This window comes from Shewanella sp. ANA-3, assembly GCF_000203935.1.
Taxonomy (GTDB): Bacteria; Pseudomonadota; Gammaproteobacteria; order Enterobacterales; family Shewanellaceae; genus Shewanella.
In genome coordinates this window covers 3819030-3835514 of the sequence record NC_008577.1, presented here as the reverse complement: position 1 = coordinate 3835514, position 16485 = coordinate 3819030, and the positions used below count along the sequence as shown (strand labels likewise).

General features: G+C 47.5%; 18 protein-coding genes. 7 read left to right on the top strand and 11 right to left on the bottom strand.

From position 1 onward, the window contains the following. Positions 1–36 precede the first annotated feature (36 nt). The 4 genes from SHEWANA3_RS16780 (at position 37) to SHEWANA3_RS16765 (ending at position 4275) form a co-directional block, all read left to right on the top strand. Positions 37–1524 (top strand): AAA family ATPase, encoded by a 1488-nt coding sequence (locus SHEWANA3_RS16780; protein WP_041412742.1) that lies wholly within the window; start codon positions 37–39, stop codon positions 1522–1524. A 231-nt stretch (positions 1525–1755) separates the two neighbouring features. Next, positions 1756–2211, top strand: a complete 456-nt coding sequence (locus SHEWANA3_RS16775) for a hypothetical protein (protein WP_011718016.1) — start codon at positions 1756–1758, stop codon at positions 2209–2211. A 500-nt stretch (positions 2212–2711) separates the two neighbouring features. Continuing rightward, positions 2712–3128: a DUF3302 domain-containing protein gene (locus SHEWANA3_RS16770; RefSeq protein ID WP_011718015.1), complete on the top strand. Its 417-nt coding sequence runs from the start codon at positions 2712–2714 to the stop codon at positions 3126–3128. 1 nt (position 3129) lies between these two features. Next, positions 3130–4275, top strand: a complete 1146-nt coding sequence (locus SHEWANA3_RS16765; protein ID WP_011718014.1) for an HlyD family secretion protein — start codon at positions 3130–3132, stop codon at positions 4273–4275. 122 nt (positions 4276–4397) lie between these two features. On the opposite strand, the gene SHEWANA3_RS16760 is transcribed toward SHEWANA3_RS16765, so the two are convergent. The 4 genes from SHEWANA3_RS16760 to cysP all read right to left on the bottom strand — a co-directional run bounded on the left by SHEWANA3_RS16760 (position 4398) and on the right by cysP (position 8440). Next, positions 4398–5528 carry a TOBE-like domain-containing protein gene (locus tag SHEWANA3_RS16760; RefSeq protein ID WP_011718013.1) on the bottom strand — a complete coding sequence of 377 codons (1131 nt, stop codon included), beginning with the start codon at positions 5526–5528 and terminating at the stop codon, positions 4398–4400. Beyond that, a complete protein-coding gene (gene cysW, locus SHEWANA3_RS16755) occupies positions 5525–6394 on the bottom strand; it encodes a sulfate ABC transporter permease subunit CysW (RefSeq protein ID WP_011627003.1) in 870 nt (289 codons plus the stop codon). Before cysW ends, SHEWANA3_RS16760 begins: the two co-directional genes overlap by 4 nt. Before the next feature lie 9 nt (positions 6395–6403). Next, positions 6404–7249, bottom strand: a complete 846-nt coding sequence (gene cysT / locus SHEWANA3_RS16750) for a sulfate/thiosulfate ABC transporter permease CysT (protein WP_011718012.1) — start codon at positions 7247–7249, stop codon at positions 6404–6406. A 183-nt stretch (positions 7250–7432) separates the two neighbouring features. Further along, a complete protein-coding gene (gene cysP / locus SHEWANA3_RS16745; protein ID WP_011718011.1) occupies positions 7433–8440 on the bottom strand; it encodes a thiosulfate ABC transporter substrate-binding protein CysP in 1008 nt (335 codons plus the stop codon). Positions 8441–8647: 207 nt separating this feature from the next. On the opposite strand from cysP, the gene cysM reads away from it, so the two are divergent. After that, on the top strand, positions 8648–9526 hold the full coding sequence (cysM, locus tag SHEWANA3_RS16740) for a cysteine synthase CysM (protein ID WP_011718010.1): 879 nt from the start codon (positions 8648–8650) through the stop codon (positions 9524–9526). Between the two features lie 168 nt (positions 9527–9694). Here the strand turns inward: cysM and SHEWANA3_RS16735 are convergent, their stop codons facing one another. Continuing rightward, positions 9695–10231: a DUF4136 domain-containing protein gene (locus SHEWANA3_RS16735; protein ID WP_011718009.1), complete on the bottom strand. Its 537-nt coding sequence runs from the start codon at positions 10229–10231 to the stop codon at positions 9695–9697. A gap of 157 nt (positions 10232–10388) precedes the next feature. Here SHEWANA3_RS16735 and SHEWANA3_RS16730 point away from each other — a divergent pair, with 157 nt between their 5' ends. After that, a complete protein-coding gene (locus SHEWANA3_RS16730; RefSeq protein ID WP_011718008.1) occupies positions 10389–10697 on the top strand; it encodes a DUF1289 domain-containing protein in 309 nt (102 codons plus the stop codon). Positions 10698–10725: 28 nt separating this feature from the next. Here the strand turns inward: SHEWANA3_RS16730 and SHEWANA3_RS16725 are convergent, their stop codons facing one another. The 5 genes from SHEWANA3_RS16725 to SHEWANA3_RS16705 form a co-directional block, all read right to left on the bottom strand. Continuing rightward, positions 10726–11994 carry an ATP-binding protein gene (locus tag SHEWANA3_RS16725; protein WP_011718007.1) on the bottom strand — a complete coding sequence of 423 codons (1269 nt, stop codon included), beginning with the start codon at positions 11992–11994 and terminating at the stop codon, positions 10726–10728. 8 nt (positions 11995–12002) lie between these two features. Further along, positions 12003–12716, bottom strand: a complete 714-nt coding sequence (locus tag SHEWANA3_RS16720) for a winged helix-turn-helix domain-containing protein (protein WP_011718006.1) — start codon at positions 12714–12716, stop codon at positions 12003–12005. Then, the gene (locus SHEWANA3_RS16715; RefSeq protein WP_011718005.1) at positions 12716–13108 is read right to left on the bottom strand and encodes a DUF3019 domain-containing protein; all 393 of its coding nucleotides are present in this window, start codon (positions 13106–13108) and stop codon (positions 12716–12718) included. Before SHEWANA3_RS16715 ends, SHEWANA3_RS16720 begins: the two co-directional genes overlap by 1 nt. 26 nt (positions 13109–13134) lie before the next feature. Next, positions 13135–13998 (bottom strand): MipA/OmpV family protein, encoded by an 864-nt coding sequence (locus SHEWANA3_RS16710; protein WP_041413119.1) that lies wholly within the window; start codon positions 13996–13998, stop codon positions 13135–13137. 349 nt (positions 13999–14347) lie between these two features. Beyond that, positions 14348–14584 (bottom strand): hypothetical protein, encoded by a 237-nt coding sequence (locus SHEWANA3_RS16705; protein ID WP_011718003.1) that lies wholly within the window; start codon positions 14582–14584, stop codon positions 14348–14350. 726 nt (positions 14585–15310) lie between these two features. Between SHEWANA3_RS16705 and SHEWANA3_RS16700 the strand changes: the two genes are divergently transcribed. Continuing rightward, positions 15311–15880, top strand: coding sequence for a GPR1/FUN34/YaaH family transporter (locus SHEWANA3_RS16700; protein ID WP_011718002.1), 570 nt, complete (start codon positions 15311–15313; stop codon positions 15878–15880). A gap of 81 nt (positions 15881–15961) precedes the next feature. Here SHEWANA3_RS16700 and SHEWANA3_RS16695 read toward each other — a convergent pair whose 3' ends face one another. Continuing rightward, complete coding sequence (locus SHEWANA3_RS16695; RefSeq protein ID WP_011718001.1) at positions 15962–16432, bottom strand: YcxB family protein; 471 nt, start codon at positions 16430–16432, stop codon at positions 15962–15964. Positions 16433–16485 lie beyond the last annotated feature (53 nt).

Sequence of the window (16485 nt, the reverse complement as noted above, 5' to 3'; positions counted from 1 at the left end):
AACTTTTCGTTTCATAACGGATTATGGAAAACTAAGATGCAAGACATTCGCGATTTAACCGCTGTACTACGTTCTAAAACGCCCATCGTAGTGATTGAAACCTATGAGGAATACCGTGTTGTAGACATGCTTAAGCGGGTGGCGAATGTGCTCTATCAGCCCTTATTTACCTGGAGCATTACCCAAGGGCTGACGCGGGTCGATAAACCCATGGCGGCGCAGAAATTTAATACTGAACCTGGCGATATCCTAGGGCAGATTAAATCGACGACCCAGCAGGGCATCTATGTGCTCTGTGATTTTCACCCCTTTGTGGTTGATGCGCCAAAGAATGTCCGTTTGCTTAAAGAAATCGCCCTCGAATACGATGCGCTGCAACATACGTTGGTGCTGGTGAGCCATGCCTTTGAGATCCCGCCCGAAATTAAGCGCTATTGCGCCTATTTTCAGCTCACCCTGCCGAGTACCTCCCAGCTTGAGAACTTGATTTACCTTGAAGTGGATAAAGTGCGCGGCGAAGGCATGCCGCTCACTGTGGATGATAAAGCCGTGGGTAAACTGGCGGAAAACCTGCGCGGTGTGACCTTAGATGATGCCAGACGGTTGATCCACAAAGCCATTGTGGATGATGGCGCCATTACCCATTCGGATGTGGACCTTATCAACAAAGCTAAATTCCAATTACTCGATCTCAACGGTGTGCTGCAATTTGAGTACGACACCAGTGATTTTTCGCAGATTGCTGGATTACATAATCTCAAGAAATGGTTAAAGCAGCGCGCGCCAGCGACGCAGGCAACCACAGATGACAAGGCTACGGTACAACCCGATGCGCCAAAAGGCGTGTTATTACTCGGAGTGCAGGGCAGCGGTAAGAGCCTTGCGGCCAAAGCAGTCGCGGGCGTATGGCAACGACCCTTGCTCAGACTCGATATGGGCGCCCTATATAACAAATACATAGGCGAAACTGAAAAGAACTTGCGTAACGCCCTCGAGCTGGCCGATATGATGTCGCCCTGTATCCTTTGGATTGATGAGATAGAGAAAGGCTTAAGCGGCAGTAGCAGTGATGAGGGCACTTCGACCCGCATTTTGGGCACACTATTAACTTGGATGGCGGAGCGTAAGTCCGAGGTATTTGTAGTCGCCACCGCTAACGATATTCAAGTCCTGCCTCCAGAGCTGATGCGTAAGGGGCGAATGGATGAAATCTTCTTTGTCGATTTACCCGACGAGGCAATTCGTCAGGCGATTTTCTTAATCCATTGCCAGCGCCGTGGTATTGATGTGACTCGGCTCGACCTTGCGCAGCTTTCGCGCCATAGCCAAGGGTTTTCGGGAGCTGAAATCGAGCAAGCCGTTATCGCCGCCATGTACAGCGCCCGCAGTTTAGCGCGCAGTCTTGACCAAGACATGTTGTTAGAAGAACTGACCAAAACCAAACCTTTATCCATAGTGATGGGCGATAAGATTAATGCCCTAAGACAATGGGCCGCAGGACGCACAGTCAATGCCCATGAGTAGCAACTTAACCCACTATCACTGATTGTGTTATGGCTGCGTATGGGGCCGAGCCTTATTCGCCATAAAACGACTTTAAATTTCAGTAGTGGCTTTTGGTTGGGGAAGAGTTGGATATCAGCGCCGTCGATGTTAACTTGCTGGTCGATATGGATTATTTAGAACTTTAATGGCATTTTTTAACATAAGTAATATTCGCCGTTCCAGTCGTACCGCATGATAAGCAGGGAAGAGATGAGTTTCGAGCAAGAGTTTACAGAAAAAGTCGGTGGCTACTTAGATAAGCTCACCGATAAGTTACAGCCCGTTCTTAAGCAATTGATTGGGCATGATTATCCTCAAGAGGTGGTCACGCTGGCATTTGAAGTTTTTGTCGATGGTTTTTCATCCCAATTCCCAGTGCGGGTATTTTTTATGGATATCGATGGCAAGGTTTCATACGCCTCGTCAGTTAATCCTCATTTACTCGACATAGACCATGTTTATCCCGATGAATTTGAAGAGGAATATATCGAAAAGGATGAAGATCTTGACCCTTGGCATATCGCGACAAATGAGCTTATCGAATGGTTCTCCAAGTGCTGGATTGCCGCAGGTGGTCAAAGCTTTAAATTAAAGGCCAATATCGCTCCCCATGATAGCCACTATGAGTTCAATTTAGTCGAGTGTCAGTGGCAAGAAAGATGTTAACTCGATTGAAGTTAAATACTTAGCTGTTGTGGTTCTTGGCGTAATACTCTGCATTGTGGAGCTGTGAGATTGCGATCCTGCGCCTCTACATCGGGTGCTACCACATAGAAATCTAAGCTGATATTAGCTTCCTGCAAATCTTGTCTTTGCTTACGTTACGCTTTGCTCACTCACGCTAGAGCCTTCTCGATACAAGAAGTAAAGGCCTAGGCTTTTAAAGATCCCTTTCCTGCTATTTGCTGCATTTGGCAAACAACAATCCCACCTTAGCTATCGCTATTTGTCGTTGCTGATAGTGCATCTTTGGATGCCATTAGCCGTGCCAAAATAAACAATTGTGTTTTGGGTCAAGCTATTTAAATGGATTTGTTGCGAATTTGTTTTCATGGTGTAGAACTATATTGTGCTGCACATTGATAGGCACGGTTGCAAAGGGCGGTTTCGGCAAGGGGATTGATTTCTAACCGAAATAAAGAGCGGGAAGGGAGTGGGAGCTGAACATGTTTTTGGATTATTTTGCCTTAGGCATTTTGTTTTTTGTCATAGTGGTGATCTTCTATGGCGTAATTGCCATTCACGATATCCCCTATGAAATTGCGAAAAAACGCAATCATCCCCAGCAGGATGCATTGCATATCGCGGGCTGGGTCAGTTTATTTACCTTGCATGCCCTTTGGCCGTTTCTGTGGATTTGGGCGACCTTATATCGAGAAGATAGAGGCTGGGGCTTTAATACCGTGATGAAGCGCGAGCAGGCATTGGAGGATGATGTTAAAGCGCTAAGGGAAACGGTATTGGCCTTGCAGGCAAAGCTTGAACAACTGGAATCGACAGCCAAGCCTGCGGTGGTGAAGCAATCCGAGGCAATACCCACAGAAGCCAGTGTGACCGAAACTAGCCAAAAAGCCGAGGTGTAACATGGATTTACTACTGATATTAACCTACGCCTCGATCTGCATTGTGATTTTTAAAGTGTTTAAGATCCCAATGAATAAATGGACAGTGCCGACCGCCGTATTAGGAGGCGTAGTGTTGATTGGGGCGCTGCTACTTATCATGAACTACAACCATCCCTATTCCCGTTTCGCACGGGAATACTATGTCACTATCCCGATTACACCTGCGGTAAAAGGTTTAGTGATTTCGGTGGAAGCTAAGCCAAATACGCCGATGAAACAAGGGGATGTGCTATTTCGAATCGACCCAACACCCTTTGAGGCCGTGGTAAAACGTAAAAAAGCGGCGTTGTTAGCGGCGGAGCAGGAAGTGCCACAACTTGCGGCCGCTTGGGAGGCAGCCAAGGCGAATGTGGCCAGAGTGGCTGCCGACAGGGAACGCAATAAATCGGCCTATGATCGCTATGAGCAAGGCCATCGTAAAGGTGGGGCAAACTCTCCCTTCACTGCGCTGGAATTAGATAATCGACGCCAACTGTTTTTTGCCTCAGAGGCTCAGCTAACGGCTGCGCAGGCCGAAGAGTTACGCGCACGTCTTGCCTATGAGTCCAATGTGGATGGGGTAAATTCGAAGGTCGCTGGGCTTCAGGGGGATCTTGAAAGCGCGCTCTATAATCTCGAGCAAACCGTAGTACGGGCACCCGCCGATGGTATTGTTACCCAAATGGCGCTGCGCCCAGGTGCAATGGCGGTGCCTTTACCTTTACGGCCAGTGATGAGTTTTATTCCCGATGAGCAGCGTTATTTTGCTGGCGCATTCTGGCAAAACTCCCTGCTGCGATTACAGGAAGGGGATGAGGCAGAGGTGGTATTAGATGCGGCGCCCGGACAAGTGTTTAAGGGCAAAGTCGCTAAGGTACTCCCCGCGATGGCCGAGGGGGAGATTCAGATGAATGGTACGCTGCAATCGTCTAATCAATTGTTCCAAAGTGGCCGGGTTATCGTATTAATCGATATTGAAGATGATGCGATACGCCGTCAATTCCCGGCGGGCGTTGCGGGACAAGTGGCTGTGTACACTGAACATTTCCATCATGTGGCCGTGATGCGCAAAGTGCTGCTGCGGATGCAGGGCTGGCTAAACTATCTGTTCTTCGATGGGCACTAGTGGAGTTTTACGCTAACGACTTCGCTTGGAGCTGGTGTTAAGCTGCCTAAGAGTGAATAAAAAGCGCTGACAATTTTGTCAGCGCTTTTTTGTTATGTGTATTAGGTAAATACTGGCTGCGATTAAATATCGAAGGCCAAGCTGCCCGGCGGGAGGAAGGGCCAGCTTTGACGCACGGGCGAGCCATCACCTTGTTCACCAAAGAAATAAGCCGTTCTTGGGGTGGCGTAGACCAGACTGCCTTTTTGCAGTCCTAATTCTTGCAGATGATGGTGGGTAAAGGTGGCTTCCCACAGTTCTTCACTCTGCCAGCCGATAGGCGCCAGTTCGACACGCACTTCTGCGCCCACCGGTGTTATCGCCACTATGGTAAAGGGAATATGGGCTTGGCTGTTGGGTTTATCCGCCAGTGCTAGCTCATGGCTACGAACATAGAGCGCGCCGTTTTGTTGCAGTGGCGTTTGCTCCGGTGGTACTAAGAAGGCGTCACCATTAGTCCAACGATTTTGTTGCCAGCTCGCTTCAAACCGATTGACGTTACCTAAAAAATCAAACACAAAGCGGCTATTGGGTTGGGCGTACAACTCAATCGGAGTATTGACCTGCTCGATATTGCCGTTGCTCATCACCACCACCCTATCGGAAAGCTCTAAGGCTTCGTCCTGATCGTGGGTCACAAACACGCTAGTGAATTTCAGCTCATCGTGAAGACTGCGCAACCAGCGGCGCAGTTCTTTACGCACCTTGGCATCGAGGGCGCCAAAGGGCTCATCCAGTAACAGCACTTCGGGCTGAGTCGCTAAGGCTCGGGCCAAGGCGATACGCTGTTTTTGTCCGCCCGAGAGCTGCTCAGGGTAACGCTGGGCTAAATGGCCCAGTTGTACCATTTCGAGTAAATGGCTGACGCGCTTTTGGATTTCAGCCTTAGACGGGCGCTGTTTTTTCGGAATGACTTCGAGTCCAAAGGCGACGTTGTCGGCGACCGTCATATGGCGGAACAGGGCGTAGTTTTGGAAGACAAATCCGACTCTACGGTCGCGCACATGCACTTGGGTCACATCGCGATTACCGAAATGGATTTGGCCGCTATCCGCGCCCTCAAGGCCAGCAATAATCCGCAATAGGGTAGTTTTACCCGAGCCAGAAGGGCCGAGAAGACCTATCATCTCGCCTTCTTGAATATCCAGATTGAGCGGCGAGAGCGCCTGAAATTGGCCAAATTTTTTGGAAATATTAGTTAAACGAATACTCATAATGATTGGCTCTGCTCTTGGTTGTCATTGGCGGATAAGCTGCGTTGTTGGCGCCACTCTACTAAGGCTTTTAGCAGTAAGGTACATAGGGCGATCAAGGCAAGCAGTGACGCGCTCGCGAAGGCGGCTTCGGCCTGATAATCTTCGTAAAGTAATTGCACATGCAAAGGTAATGTGTTGGTTTCACCGCGGATATTGCCAGATACTACGGCAACGGCACCAAACTCACCCACGGCTCTGGCATTGGTGAGGATCACCCCATAAATCAGCGCCCACTTGATATTGGGCAGAGTCACGCGGCGAAACAGTTGCCACCATGAGGCGCCAAGAATAACCGCGGCTTCTTCCTCCGATGCGCCCTGTTGCTGCATCAATGGGATTAATTCTCGGGCAACAAAAGGGCAAGTCACGAAAATGGTGACTAACAGAATCCCCGGCCAGGCAAACATGATCTGTAAATCGTGCTCAAATAGCCAAGCGCCAAGCCAGCCACTGTTGCCGTAAAGCAGCAGATAGAGTAAGCCTGCGACCACGGGCGATACGGCAAAGGGAATATCAATCAAGGTGATAAGTAACTTACGCCCCGGAAACTCAAAGCGCGTTACGCTCCAAGCGAGCAGCACCCCAAACACTAAGTTAATTGGCACGGTCAGCGCTGCGACCATAAGGGTCAGCCCGATAGCGTGGAGTGAGTCGGGCTGGCTAAGATGCTCGATATAACGCTCCCAACCACCGACGAAGGCCTGCTGGAAAATACTGACTAAGGGCAGTAGCAACAATACCATGGCCAAAAACACGGCTAGGGTGATTAGGCTCCATTTGATAAGGGGCGCTTCACCGACTCTTAACGGTTTAAATGAGTTCATGGTGGCTCCTTATCGGCCGTGAATGCGGCGTAAATAACGCGCCTGCCACAGGTTAATCAGCAGTAGCAGCAACAGCGAGGTTAGCAGTACAACGGAGGCAATGGCGCTGGCGCCGGCAAAATCAAATTCCTGTAGACGAACGAAAATCATCAGGGAGGTGATTTCACTGATGTAGGGCATATTGCCTGCGATAAAAATCACCGCGCCAAACTCACCTAGGCTGCGGGTAAAAGACAGCGCCGTACCGACCACTAAGGCAGGCCAGAGGGAAGGTAAAATCACCCGCCAAAACACGGCGCCATCGGTTGCGCCTAAGGTCATGCCAGCTTCTTCTTCATCGTGGGATAACTCTTCCAGTACGGGCTGGACGGTTCGCACCACGAAGGGAATGCTGGTGAAGATCATCGCAACCACGATCCCCAATGGTGTGTAAGCCACTTTGACCCCGATTTCGGCCAACAGGCTACCAATCTGGCCATTCTCGGCGTACAGGGTCGCTAAGGTGATACCCGCGACGGCTGTGGGTAAGGCAAAGGGTAAATCGACTAAGGCATCGAGGATGCGCTTACCCGGAAACTCATAACGAACCAACACCCAGGCGAGTAACAGGCCAAAAAGACAGTTAAACAGGGAGGCGGCCAGTGCAGATAAAATAGTGACTTTATAACTTGCCAGCACGCGGGGATCGGCAATCACGCCCCAATACTCGGCCCAGCTCATCTGGCTGGTTTGCATAATCAGGCCTGTGGTGGGGAGCAGGAGGATCAAGCTGACAAACAGCAGAGACACACCTAGGCTGATACTAAACCCCGGCAAAACCCGCTTGTGGCGTAAGCGCCCATTATTAAATATCACTGAATAACCACCCGATAAGGTTAATGGAGTTAATCCAATATTATTATGCCATTAGCACATTATTGCTCAATCGCGATAAAGACAACTTGTGATAGCGACCTTGTCCGTTGCCGCGATATAACCACAAAACCCGGGACATTGCCCGGGTTGTGGATTTGGTGACTTAGGTACCCAAGCGGATGATCAACGTTTTAATAACTGATCCAGTTTGGCGCCATTGGCAAATTGGGTCTTCATGGCGTTGTCCCAGTTACCTATGATTTGCTCAACAGTCATTAACTCAACCGCTGGGAACTGTTTGGTAAATTCGGCAACAACCTTCTCGTTGTGAACGCGGTAGTTAAATCCGGCTAACAAACGTTGTGCTTCTTCGCTGTAAAGATAGTTTAAATACTCGGTTGCTAATTCTTGTGTGCCGTTACGCTTAGCGTTTTTCTCAACGACGGCAACGGGGAATTCCGCCAGAATCGAGGTTTTAGGCACGACAACTTGGTAATCATCGGCACCATATTGCTGACGGATATTGTTCACTTCAGATTCGAAGGTGATCAGCACATCGCCGATGCCACGCTCTACAAACGAAGTGGTTGCACCACGCCCGCCCGTATCGAATACGGCAACGTTACCGAGGAACTTCTTCAAGAACTCATCTAGTGAGGCTTGATTATCTTTACCATAGTTTTTCTGGGCATAACCTAAGGCTGCTAAGTAGGTGTAGCGCGCATTACCCGAGGTTTTTGGGTTCGGGAACACCAACTTAACGTCATCTTTAGCTAAATCATTCCAGTCGCTGATTTGCTTTGGATTGCCCTTACGCACCAAAAACGCGATGGTAGAGTAGTAAGGTGAGCTGGCATTCGGCAGCAGTTGTTGCCAGTTTTCTGGGATTAACTTGCCGCGGTCATGCAGAATTTGTACATCGGTGACTTGGTTAAAGGTCACTACATCGGCGGGTAAGCCCTGCAGAATCGAGCGAGCCTGAGCGGAAGAACCCGCATGGGATTGCTTGATTTCAACGGTCTTGCCAGTTTGTTCTTGCCAATGTTTAGCAAAAACAGGGTTATAGGCATTAAATAATTCCCGCGCGATATCGTATGACGAATTTAATAGTGTCTGATCGGCGGCTGCCACATTGAGGGAGGTTCCCAGCAATAGGGTTCCCAGCAGGGCTTTAGTCAATTTTACTGGCATTTTGTACTCCTTAATCTGGCAACTGTGTCAGTTATAGGAATAGAGTAATAGAAGATTTTATTTATAAAAAGCCACATAAATAGAACTTTTTTGAATAACTATGAGCGATTAATTGTATGCCGTTGATGATATTCACGTGTTTGTTGCGTCCAAGCATCTTAAAATACCCAAATACTGAGTCGCTTTTATCAAATAAAGGATAACCGAGTGTCTGACTTTCCGACTATTGAAGCCTGTATTGGGCAAACTCCGCTGGTACGTTTGCAGCGGCTTGATTGTGGTAGCTCAACGGTATTGTTAAAGCTGGAGGGGAATAACCCTGCTGGCTCGGTAAAGGATCGCGCGGCGCTGAATATGATTATTCAGGCGGAGCTTCGCCAAGAGATAGCCCCCGGGGATACCCTGATTGAAGCCACCAGTGGCAATACGGGCATCGCCTTAGCCATGGCTGCGGCGATTAAAGGCTACAAGATGATCCTGATCATGCCGTCAAATTCGACCCAAGAGCGTAAGGATGCCATGCAGGCCTATGGCGCCGAGTTGCTGCTGGTGGACAATATGGAAGCCGCGCGGGATTTAGCCTTAGATCTTCAGGCACAAGGCAAAGGTAAGGTGCTGGATCAGTTCAATAATCAAGATAATGCCAACGCCCATTTTCAGACTACTGGCCCCGAAATTTGGCAGCAGAGCCAAGGTAAGATCACTCACTTTGTCTCTAGCATGGGTACCACAGGCACTATTATGGGCGTGTCTAAATACTTAAAGAGTCGTAATCCCGATATCACTATTGTCGGGCTACAACCCGCCGATGGCAGTTCGATTCCGGGGATTCGCCGCTGGCCGCAGGAATATCTACCGGGTATTTTCGATGCTGCCCGTGTCGATGCCGTGATGGACATTGAGGAGCAAGACGCCAAAGCTATGGCGAGAACCTTGGCCCGTGAAGAAGGTATTTGTGCTGGCGTGAGTTCTGGCGGCGCGGTATTTGCGGCGCTCGAGATTGCGAGGCAGAATCCGGGGTCCGTTGTAGTCGCAATTGTGTGTGATAGGGGCGACCGTTATCTGTCATCAGGGTTATTTTCTTAACCCTAACTAAGCTTACGCTTAGGGTTTGACCTTCCTTTGGCAATAAAAATGGGCGTTAATCGCCCATTTTTATTGGCTATTGCATAAGCCACGGTGATTTAAGTCATTATGGTTTAAACCATCAAGGACTAACCGCCATCAGATCAATCTGCGCCGTTTTAATCAGACCTATGGCTGCGGTGGAAACTGCGCCAAAATCCGGCTAACGGCTTTGGCTGTGTCTTGAGCTTTTTTATCGCCGCCGCCATCAAAATCGAAACTATCTGTGCCGCGCCAAATCAGCTTATTGGTTTTAGTGTCGATAATATCAATTTGAATAGTTTGGATTTTTGCCGTATCACTGCCAAGCGGCACGCCGACGCTTGTACCTACGCCAATGCCGCCAGAGCGGCCGAAACTGCCCGTGCCTAAGCCTATGGATAGGCCTGAGTCTTTGGGCTTGTCTTGGGTCAGTAAGCCATAGGCGACTTTAAAATCGGGGGAAGAGGCATTTTCAGTAAAGCCCTTTTGGCTTAATTGCTGGGTGATTTCGGTTTGAATGCGCTGGGCGCTGAGTGGGTCGTCGCTGGGCTGGGGAGCGAGCTGGGTGAAGCTCTGTAATGCCTTAAAGTCGTAATTGAGATCGTAATCATTTTTCGGCTTACTGCTGCAGCCGCTGACGAAGACCAAGGCGACAAACAGACTGGCGATATTTTTGTATCCCATGATGGCACTCCAAGTTGTACAAACTCTGTTCAATGTGCCTTGATTAACAGTAAGACTGCAAGTAATTTAGTGAAAAGTGTTTAATTTTTGTCTTGTTTTACTTGTGTATTTAAGGTCACGTATTTTAGATGCTTAACTGGTAGAGTCGTTCAACATCATGGAACAGTTAGCCTTTTTCGAAATACCTAGCCCCTGCATCGGTGTGTGCCAAACCGATGCCCGCGGCTATTGCAAAGGTTGCCTGCGTAATCGTGAGGAGCGATTCAATTGGTTGCACTTCACCGATGCCCAAAAGCATGATGTGATCCGTTTATGCCACCAACGTAAACGTCGGCGGCAGTTGGCCTTATACAAAGCTCGTCAGCAAGCACTTGAGCAGGAGAGGGCGGCGCTTAATCCACAACTCGATTTTGAGCCGCAAGACGCCGCTGAGTTAGACCTCGGGGATTTTGACCTCGATGAATAATCTAACTTTGAGAGCGATACTTAAGGGCTTAAATTTCCCGTTTCTTTGGCCAGCTTAAGGTAAAGCGCGTTTGAGTGGGATTGCTGCTGACGCTTACTTCGCCCTGATGACGTTGCATAATTCGTTTGATAATCGCCAGACCTAAGCCATGACCCTTGTTACCATTTTGCACCGATTGGCTGCGATAAAAGGGCTCGAACACCATAGGTAAATCCACCTCGGGAATAGGCTCCCCATCATTACTGACACTTAAAGTCACCCTTTGCGGGGTTTGGCTGACTTCAATCAATATTTGCTGGCGAGCAAAACGCTGGGCGTTGGTCAGCAGGTTTTGTAGTGCGCGTTCAATCAGAGCGGGTTCGCCGACCAAGGGGAGAGTTGTCATCTCCGCCTGTAAGTGGATAGGGGTATCACTTAAGCTGCTCAAGCGTTTGATGCTCTGGTTAACTAAGCTAAGCAGATCGTATTCGTCTAAAGGCGTGCCTTCGCGCTGAGCCTCAAGACTGGCGTAAGTCAGCAGTTCCTGCAGCAGGTTTTCCATTTCCTTAATGTCGAGCTGCATCTCATTGAGAAAATCCTGACGCTTTTGCTCGTCAGAATCGGGCTGGCAGTACATCGGCATTAGGGCGAGGGCGAATTTCAGCCGTGCGAGTGGGGTGCGGATCTCGTGGGAAACCGCATTGGATAAATGTTTTTGGTTTTCGATTAACGCACTGATATGGCGCGCCATTTCATTAAAGGTGTTCGCTAAGGGTTTAACCTGCGAGCGGTTTGAGAGGCTAATGCGTGTATCCCATTTGGCCTCGCCAAAATCCTTGGTGGCCTTACGTAGAATACTCAAATCACGCGACAACGGGCCGACCCAAATCAGCGCAACCAATGCCAACGAGAGATAGAAAAACAGCGTAAACAGATTCCGCAGTGAGGCCCTTGGGTCTATTTCGATGGGACCTGCCATTAACACTTGCTCGCCAACCTGAATAAACTGGAATTGTTCGCCCTCGCTGGTTGTGGTGGTAACCACATGATTGGGCGTGAGCTGTTGGTCTTTGGCTAGCGCAATTTGATCTGGGCTGAGCAGATTAAGGGGCAACTGATCATGGCTGGGCAGCGCCTCAAGATAGTCGTTACGATTCTCCTCTGGCAGTTGGGTTAGCAACTGGGCTAACGCAACCAGAGGAGCGTCTAACGCATTATTTTCGTCCACATTTTTCTGCCACAGGCTGTCCAGTGTCCAGCCTATGCCTAGAAAACTGAGGCTCAGCAGTAAATATAAGCTGATAAAGAGACGTTTCACGGCAGCTCTTAGTTGTTCCAAGCCTCGGGGGCGAAGAGATAACCCTGTCCCCAGACGGTTTTAATTCTGAATGGGGTCTCGATATTGTCGTTGAGCTTTTTACGCAGCCTTGAAATACGTACGTCTATCTTTCTATCTTTACCATCAAAATCAATGTTAAGCAGTAATTGATAGATGTACTGACGGCTCAGCACTTGTCCCGCTTGTGAGGCCAGTAACCAGAGGAGTTCAAACTCATGGCTGGTGAGATCGACTTCTTTATTGTCGAGGCGGATAGCATGGGTATGGGGATCGATACTCAGCTTACCAAAGGTCAGGCAGTGGGATTCGGCCTGCGGCGGTTGGTTTTGGCGACGTAATAGGTTGTTGATACGAGCAACCAGCAGCGCGGGGTCGACGGGTTTCACCACATAGTCGTCGGCACCGAGTTCTAAGCCTTTGATCTGATCTTCGCTCGACCCTAGGGCACTCATCAGCAGGATAGGGCCGGCAAAGTAATCGGGCAGCTTTTCACACAGGCTAAGGCCATCTAGACCTGGCAACATAATGTCTAGCAGTATGATATCGGGCTTGTAGTTGATTAAGCGGGTTAAGACTGTGTCACCGCGGCGCTCGACTTCAACGTGCATACCGTGTGATTTCAAATAATCTACGATTAAATTCGCAAGACGGACATCGTCTTCAACCAATAACACTCTGTGGGGTGATTGTGGATTCGTCATTAAAATAAACTCCAAGGGTTACGGTAACGTCTGCGCACCTGAGGCTGCGAGGTTGACGTAATTTTTAATTTGGCTCCAGCCAGTGTTTGATTGGTGTCCTTACTCACTAAGATAAATTGAATATCGTTTAACGTACTGACATTCAACGTTATTGCATGCTGTTCCAGTGATTCGCTACACCATTTAGGATAGGCGTTATTATCGGACAAGATACAGACTAGCTCGTCATTAACGAGTTGCCACTGTAGCTCTACGCGGATCTCACAGGCTTGGCTTTCATCCCCAGTGATACAGATTTCGGGGGTGAGTTTTAAGGTTGACTCTTCATCTGATGCTGCAAGTGCATAACTGGGCCCCATCAAGCTAACGCTTAGGCCTAACACGCACAGCATCCTGATATGAAGAGGAGTCACTAGTGTCAGAACCTATACGTTGCGCCAATAAAATATGTGCTGCTATAGTCTTGATCGAGCAAGGGGCTGGCGGCAATTTCGTCTGCAAGTTGTGTGTAGCGGAACGCAAACAGCATATCCCAGTTATCAGTTAAGATATAACGGGCTGTCATTTCTATTCCTTTATTCCAACCTGCATCGGCATGGTAATGTTGGCTCCAATAATCATTTTCACTCGGGCGAACACCATAGTAATAGTCGACCACATTCGTACTCTTCCAATCGAATACGAGTGACATATCCATCAACCAGCGCGTTAAATGCCAGCCATAGGTCCATTTGATTTGCGCTTCAGACCCTTGGTGCACATTAAACATATCATGGGTATAGGCCAATCTCACTACACCTAACGGGCTATAAATAAAGGCTTCGGCGCCGCCGAGCATGGTAAAGTTGCGCGATTCTAAGGAGTTAAATACGGGGTCCGGCTCACTGCTCAGGGCGGTATTGGTTGAGAGCAGTCTGGCCTCTTCCTGTGAACTGCGTTTTAGGAAGATATTGGACGGATCCCAACGGTAAAAGTAGGCCCTATCTAAGCTATAACTGGTGACTAAGTTTAAGCTGAAGTACTTCTGCTCGGTTAAACTGTAGCCCAAGTTGCCATTATCAAAAAACCAATGCTCACCATAGTAAGCTACGGTGGGAATAAAGAAGACTGGGATATCATCAAAATCTCGCAATGGATTGGTCTTCTGTCCCCAGCCGATCGCTACCCCTAAATCCCAGTTACGCATTTCAATACATTCATCTTTAGTGACGCACGGTTCTTTCGCCATTCCTATTGAAGGTAGGCTAAGTGCGGCGAGTAAGATAAATAGAATTCGATACATGATTTTGCGTTCGGGTTTAATGTCTGTCGATAATAGGCAACAGATTAGCATTTTATGCTTAATTCCACAGTGCTTTCACCTTTAGGGATGCAAAATGATACAGATATCATATAAATAGCTGATATGTAGATTACGCAATCACTTGAAAGACAAAATAAAAGCAAAAAATACCTTTGTTTAGGGTTTTTAAGGTTGCTGATTTTTGGTTGCTATTTTGTTGTGTTTTTCGAGGTGAAAGTTTGCCAAATCTGTTTGTCTGCCCAATAAAAATGCCATTCAGAATGTGAATGGCATAAGGACAAGGCGCTAAAACCCGAAAGAGCTTATAGGCTAAAGGAAGTTAAAACGATCAGTTAAGTTCTTTTACGGTTTGATAACCCATTTCTGTTAGCTGGTCATTCACGCAGTCGAGCACATATTGCTTAAGCTCGGCATTTTCGACCTGATCTTCAGAGGCCATTTGTTGGCACACTTCTGTCAGTTGAGCGATATCATTTGCAGGGGCGGGAGGAAGTGTCGATTCGTCGGCAAAGGTTGCGAAACTCATAAGTGCCGATAGTGTGATAACAGCTGATAAGGTTTTCATTTTATTTCCTTTAGTTATTGATAGTTAACAACAGCCTAACTGGTTTCCCATCATGCCGCTGCGTCAACAGATAGCAATCTATCACTGCTATTATTTTTTAGATATAAATAATTTTTCGCTAATTTGGTGAGCCATTTTTGCCAGCCAAAGTCGCTTATTTTATGGGCAGTTTTATCGAGGGTTGAGGGCTGTTTTGCAAAGATGAACCCACCATACAATGCCACTCAATCGCATCCTCTCTTACGCCAAGCTGAGCTCTTCCCTCTAAGACTCTCTAAAAGGGCTTAAGTTTCCTTGCCCCGCGCGCCTAAATGTTATCAATTTGTCTAAAACTAGACTTATCTCATCTTTGATGGCGTTATAGGATGAAGTTAATGTTTTTTAGGCTTTAGCCCTATGTGGGCTAACGTTATTTTTAGGTGGGGAAATGGGAAGTTTGAAGTCGAGCAAAATTAACCGATAAATCAGATGTGGCGCACTCTTTATGTCGATGTTTTGTAGTTGTTTGAATCTTATTGGATTAATTTTTAAACTTTAGGTCTAATTGAATTTTATATTTATTATGATTATGATTTTTAATGATAAATTTATGTTTTTGTCTAGTATTGATATTTTGATTGTGATCTCTTTATTAGTTATCTAGAATTCGCCGCTTTTTATAAAATAATAAGTACCTAGAGTGTATCTAGGTGCTGAGATTAACTTATTTATTTTTGGGGACTTCCTGTGTCGACGAAACTGGCGAATCCTGCTCCATTAGGTTTAATGGGCTTTGGTATGACGACTATCCTGCTGAACATTCACAATGCGGGCTATTTTCCGATTGATGCAATGATCTTAGCGATGGGCATTTTCTATGGCGGACTTGGCCAAATTATTGTCGGCATTATGTGTTTTATGCGGGGTGATACCTTTGGGACAACCGCATTTACCTCCTACGGTTTATTTTGGCTAACCTTAGTCGGGCTGATTTTAATGCCTAATGCCGGAATTGCGGCGAGCCCAACTCACTTTATGGGATGGTATTTAACCCTGTGGGGGATCTTTACTGCTTTTATGTTCGTCGGTTCGCTACGCTACCCAAGAGCGAAACAGTTTGTGTTTGCCTCGCTCACCATTTTGTTCTTCCTGTTGGCGGCAAGAGATTTCACTGGCAGCGCCTTAATTGGCACTATCGCGGGTTTTGAAGGGATTATCTGTGGCGCGAGTGCGATTTACTTTGCCATGGCGCAAGTGCTCAACAATGAATATGGTCGCACGATTTTGCCGATTGGTGAGTTAAAAGCAAAGGCTTAAGCGTCATTATTGATGTTGAGTATTTAACAAAAAGGCTGAATGATTCAGCCTTTTTGTTTTTGAATGCCTGTGCCGTTTAGGTTAGATTTTTGCCTTAATAAACGCGCTACAGGCCTCATCTAAACTGCGATTGGAAATATAACTAGTGCCAGTTTTATGGGTGATCAGAAAACCCTTTTCCGTTGGCACAATACGGTAAATATCCGTCCAAAGGATTTGGCTTTTAACGTATTGTGACTGGGTGCTAATCCCTTGTTCATCCACGATAAGCGTGACTTCATTATTAGCGGCCTTGCTCATCATCTGCCGCATCAACCACCAGGCTTTGTTGTATTTCACATTCAAGGCTTCAATCACACCGAGCCCGACAAAGAAATAGGCCAGATAGAGGCTGACATCCGCAAAAATCAGTGCAATACCAATGAGTCCAAACCCCATGGCCTTATAGTAAGGTTTGAGTGTGGGATCGGGTTTAACTGACTGGGTATAACACTCGTCAAAATGCGCTTTATCTAAGATATAAGTAGTGGAATAACAATAAGGTGTTGTCATCGAGTTATCTAATATTGGAAAGCCTGATTGTGCGCTAGTTTAGCGGTTTAGCC

Bases quoted from the DNA above. Each gene is read 5' to 3' on its own strand.
- SHEWANA3_RS16780 (WP_041412742.1), top strand. From the start codon at position 37: ATGCAAGACATTCGCGATTTAACCGCTGTACTACGTTCTAAAACGCCC.
- SHEWANA3_RS16775 (WP_011718016.1), top strand. From the start codon at position 1,756: ATGAGTTTCGAGCAAGAGTTTACAGAAAAAGTCGGTGGCTACTTAGAT.
- SHEWANA3_RS16770 (WP_011718015.1), top strand. From the start codon at position 2,712: ATGTTTTTGGATTATTTTGCCTTAGGCATTTTGTTTTTTGTCATAGTG.
- SHEWANA3_RS16765 (WP_011718014.1), top strand. From the start codon at position 3,130: ATGGATTTACTACTGATATTAACCTACGCCTCGATCTGCATTGTGATT.
- SHEWANA3_RS16760 (WP_011718013.1), bottom strand. From the start codon at position 5,528: ATGAGTATTCGTTTAACTAATATTTCCAAAAAATTTGGCCAATTTCAG.
- cysW (WP_011627003.1), bottom strand. From the start codon at position 6,394: ATGAACTCATTTAAACCGTTAAGAGTCGGTGAAGCGCCCCTTATCAAA.
- cysP (WP_011718011.1), bottom strand. From the start codon at position 8,440: ATGCCAGTAAAATTGACTAAAGCCCTGCTGGGAACCCTATTGCTGGGA.
- SHEWANA3_RS16735 (WP_011718009.1), bottom strand. From the start codon at position 10,231: ATGGGATACAAAAATATCGCCAGTCTGTTTGTCGCCTTGGTCTTCGTC.
- SHEWANA3_RS16730 (WP_011718008.1), top strand. From the start codon at position 10,389: ATGGAACAGTTAGCCTTTTTCGAAATACCTAGCCCCTGCATCGGTGTG.
- SHEWANA3_RS16720 (WP_011718006.1), bottom strand. From the start codon at position 12,716: ATGACGAATCCACAATCACCCCACAGAGTGTTATTGGTTGAAGACGAT.
- SHEWANA3_RS16715 (WP_011718005.1), bottom strand. From the start codon at position 13,108: ATGCTGTGCGTGTTAGGCCTAAGCGTTAGCTTGATGGGGCCCAGTTAT.
- SHEWANA3_RS16710 (WP_041413119.1), bottom strand. From the start codon at position 13,998: ATGTATCGAATTCTATTTATCTTACTCGCCGCACTTAGCCTACCTTCA.
- SHEWANA3_RS16705 (WP_011718003.1), bottom strand. From the start codon at position 14,584: ATGAAAACCTTATCAGCTGTTATCACACTATCGGCACTTATGAGTTTC.
- SHEWANA3_RS16695 (WP_011718001.1), bottom strand. From the start codon at position 16,432: ATGACAACACCTTATTGTTATTCCACTACTTATATCTTAGATAAAGCG.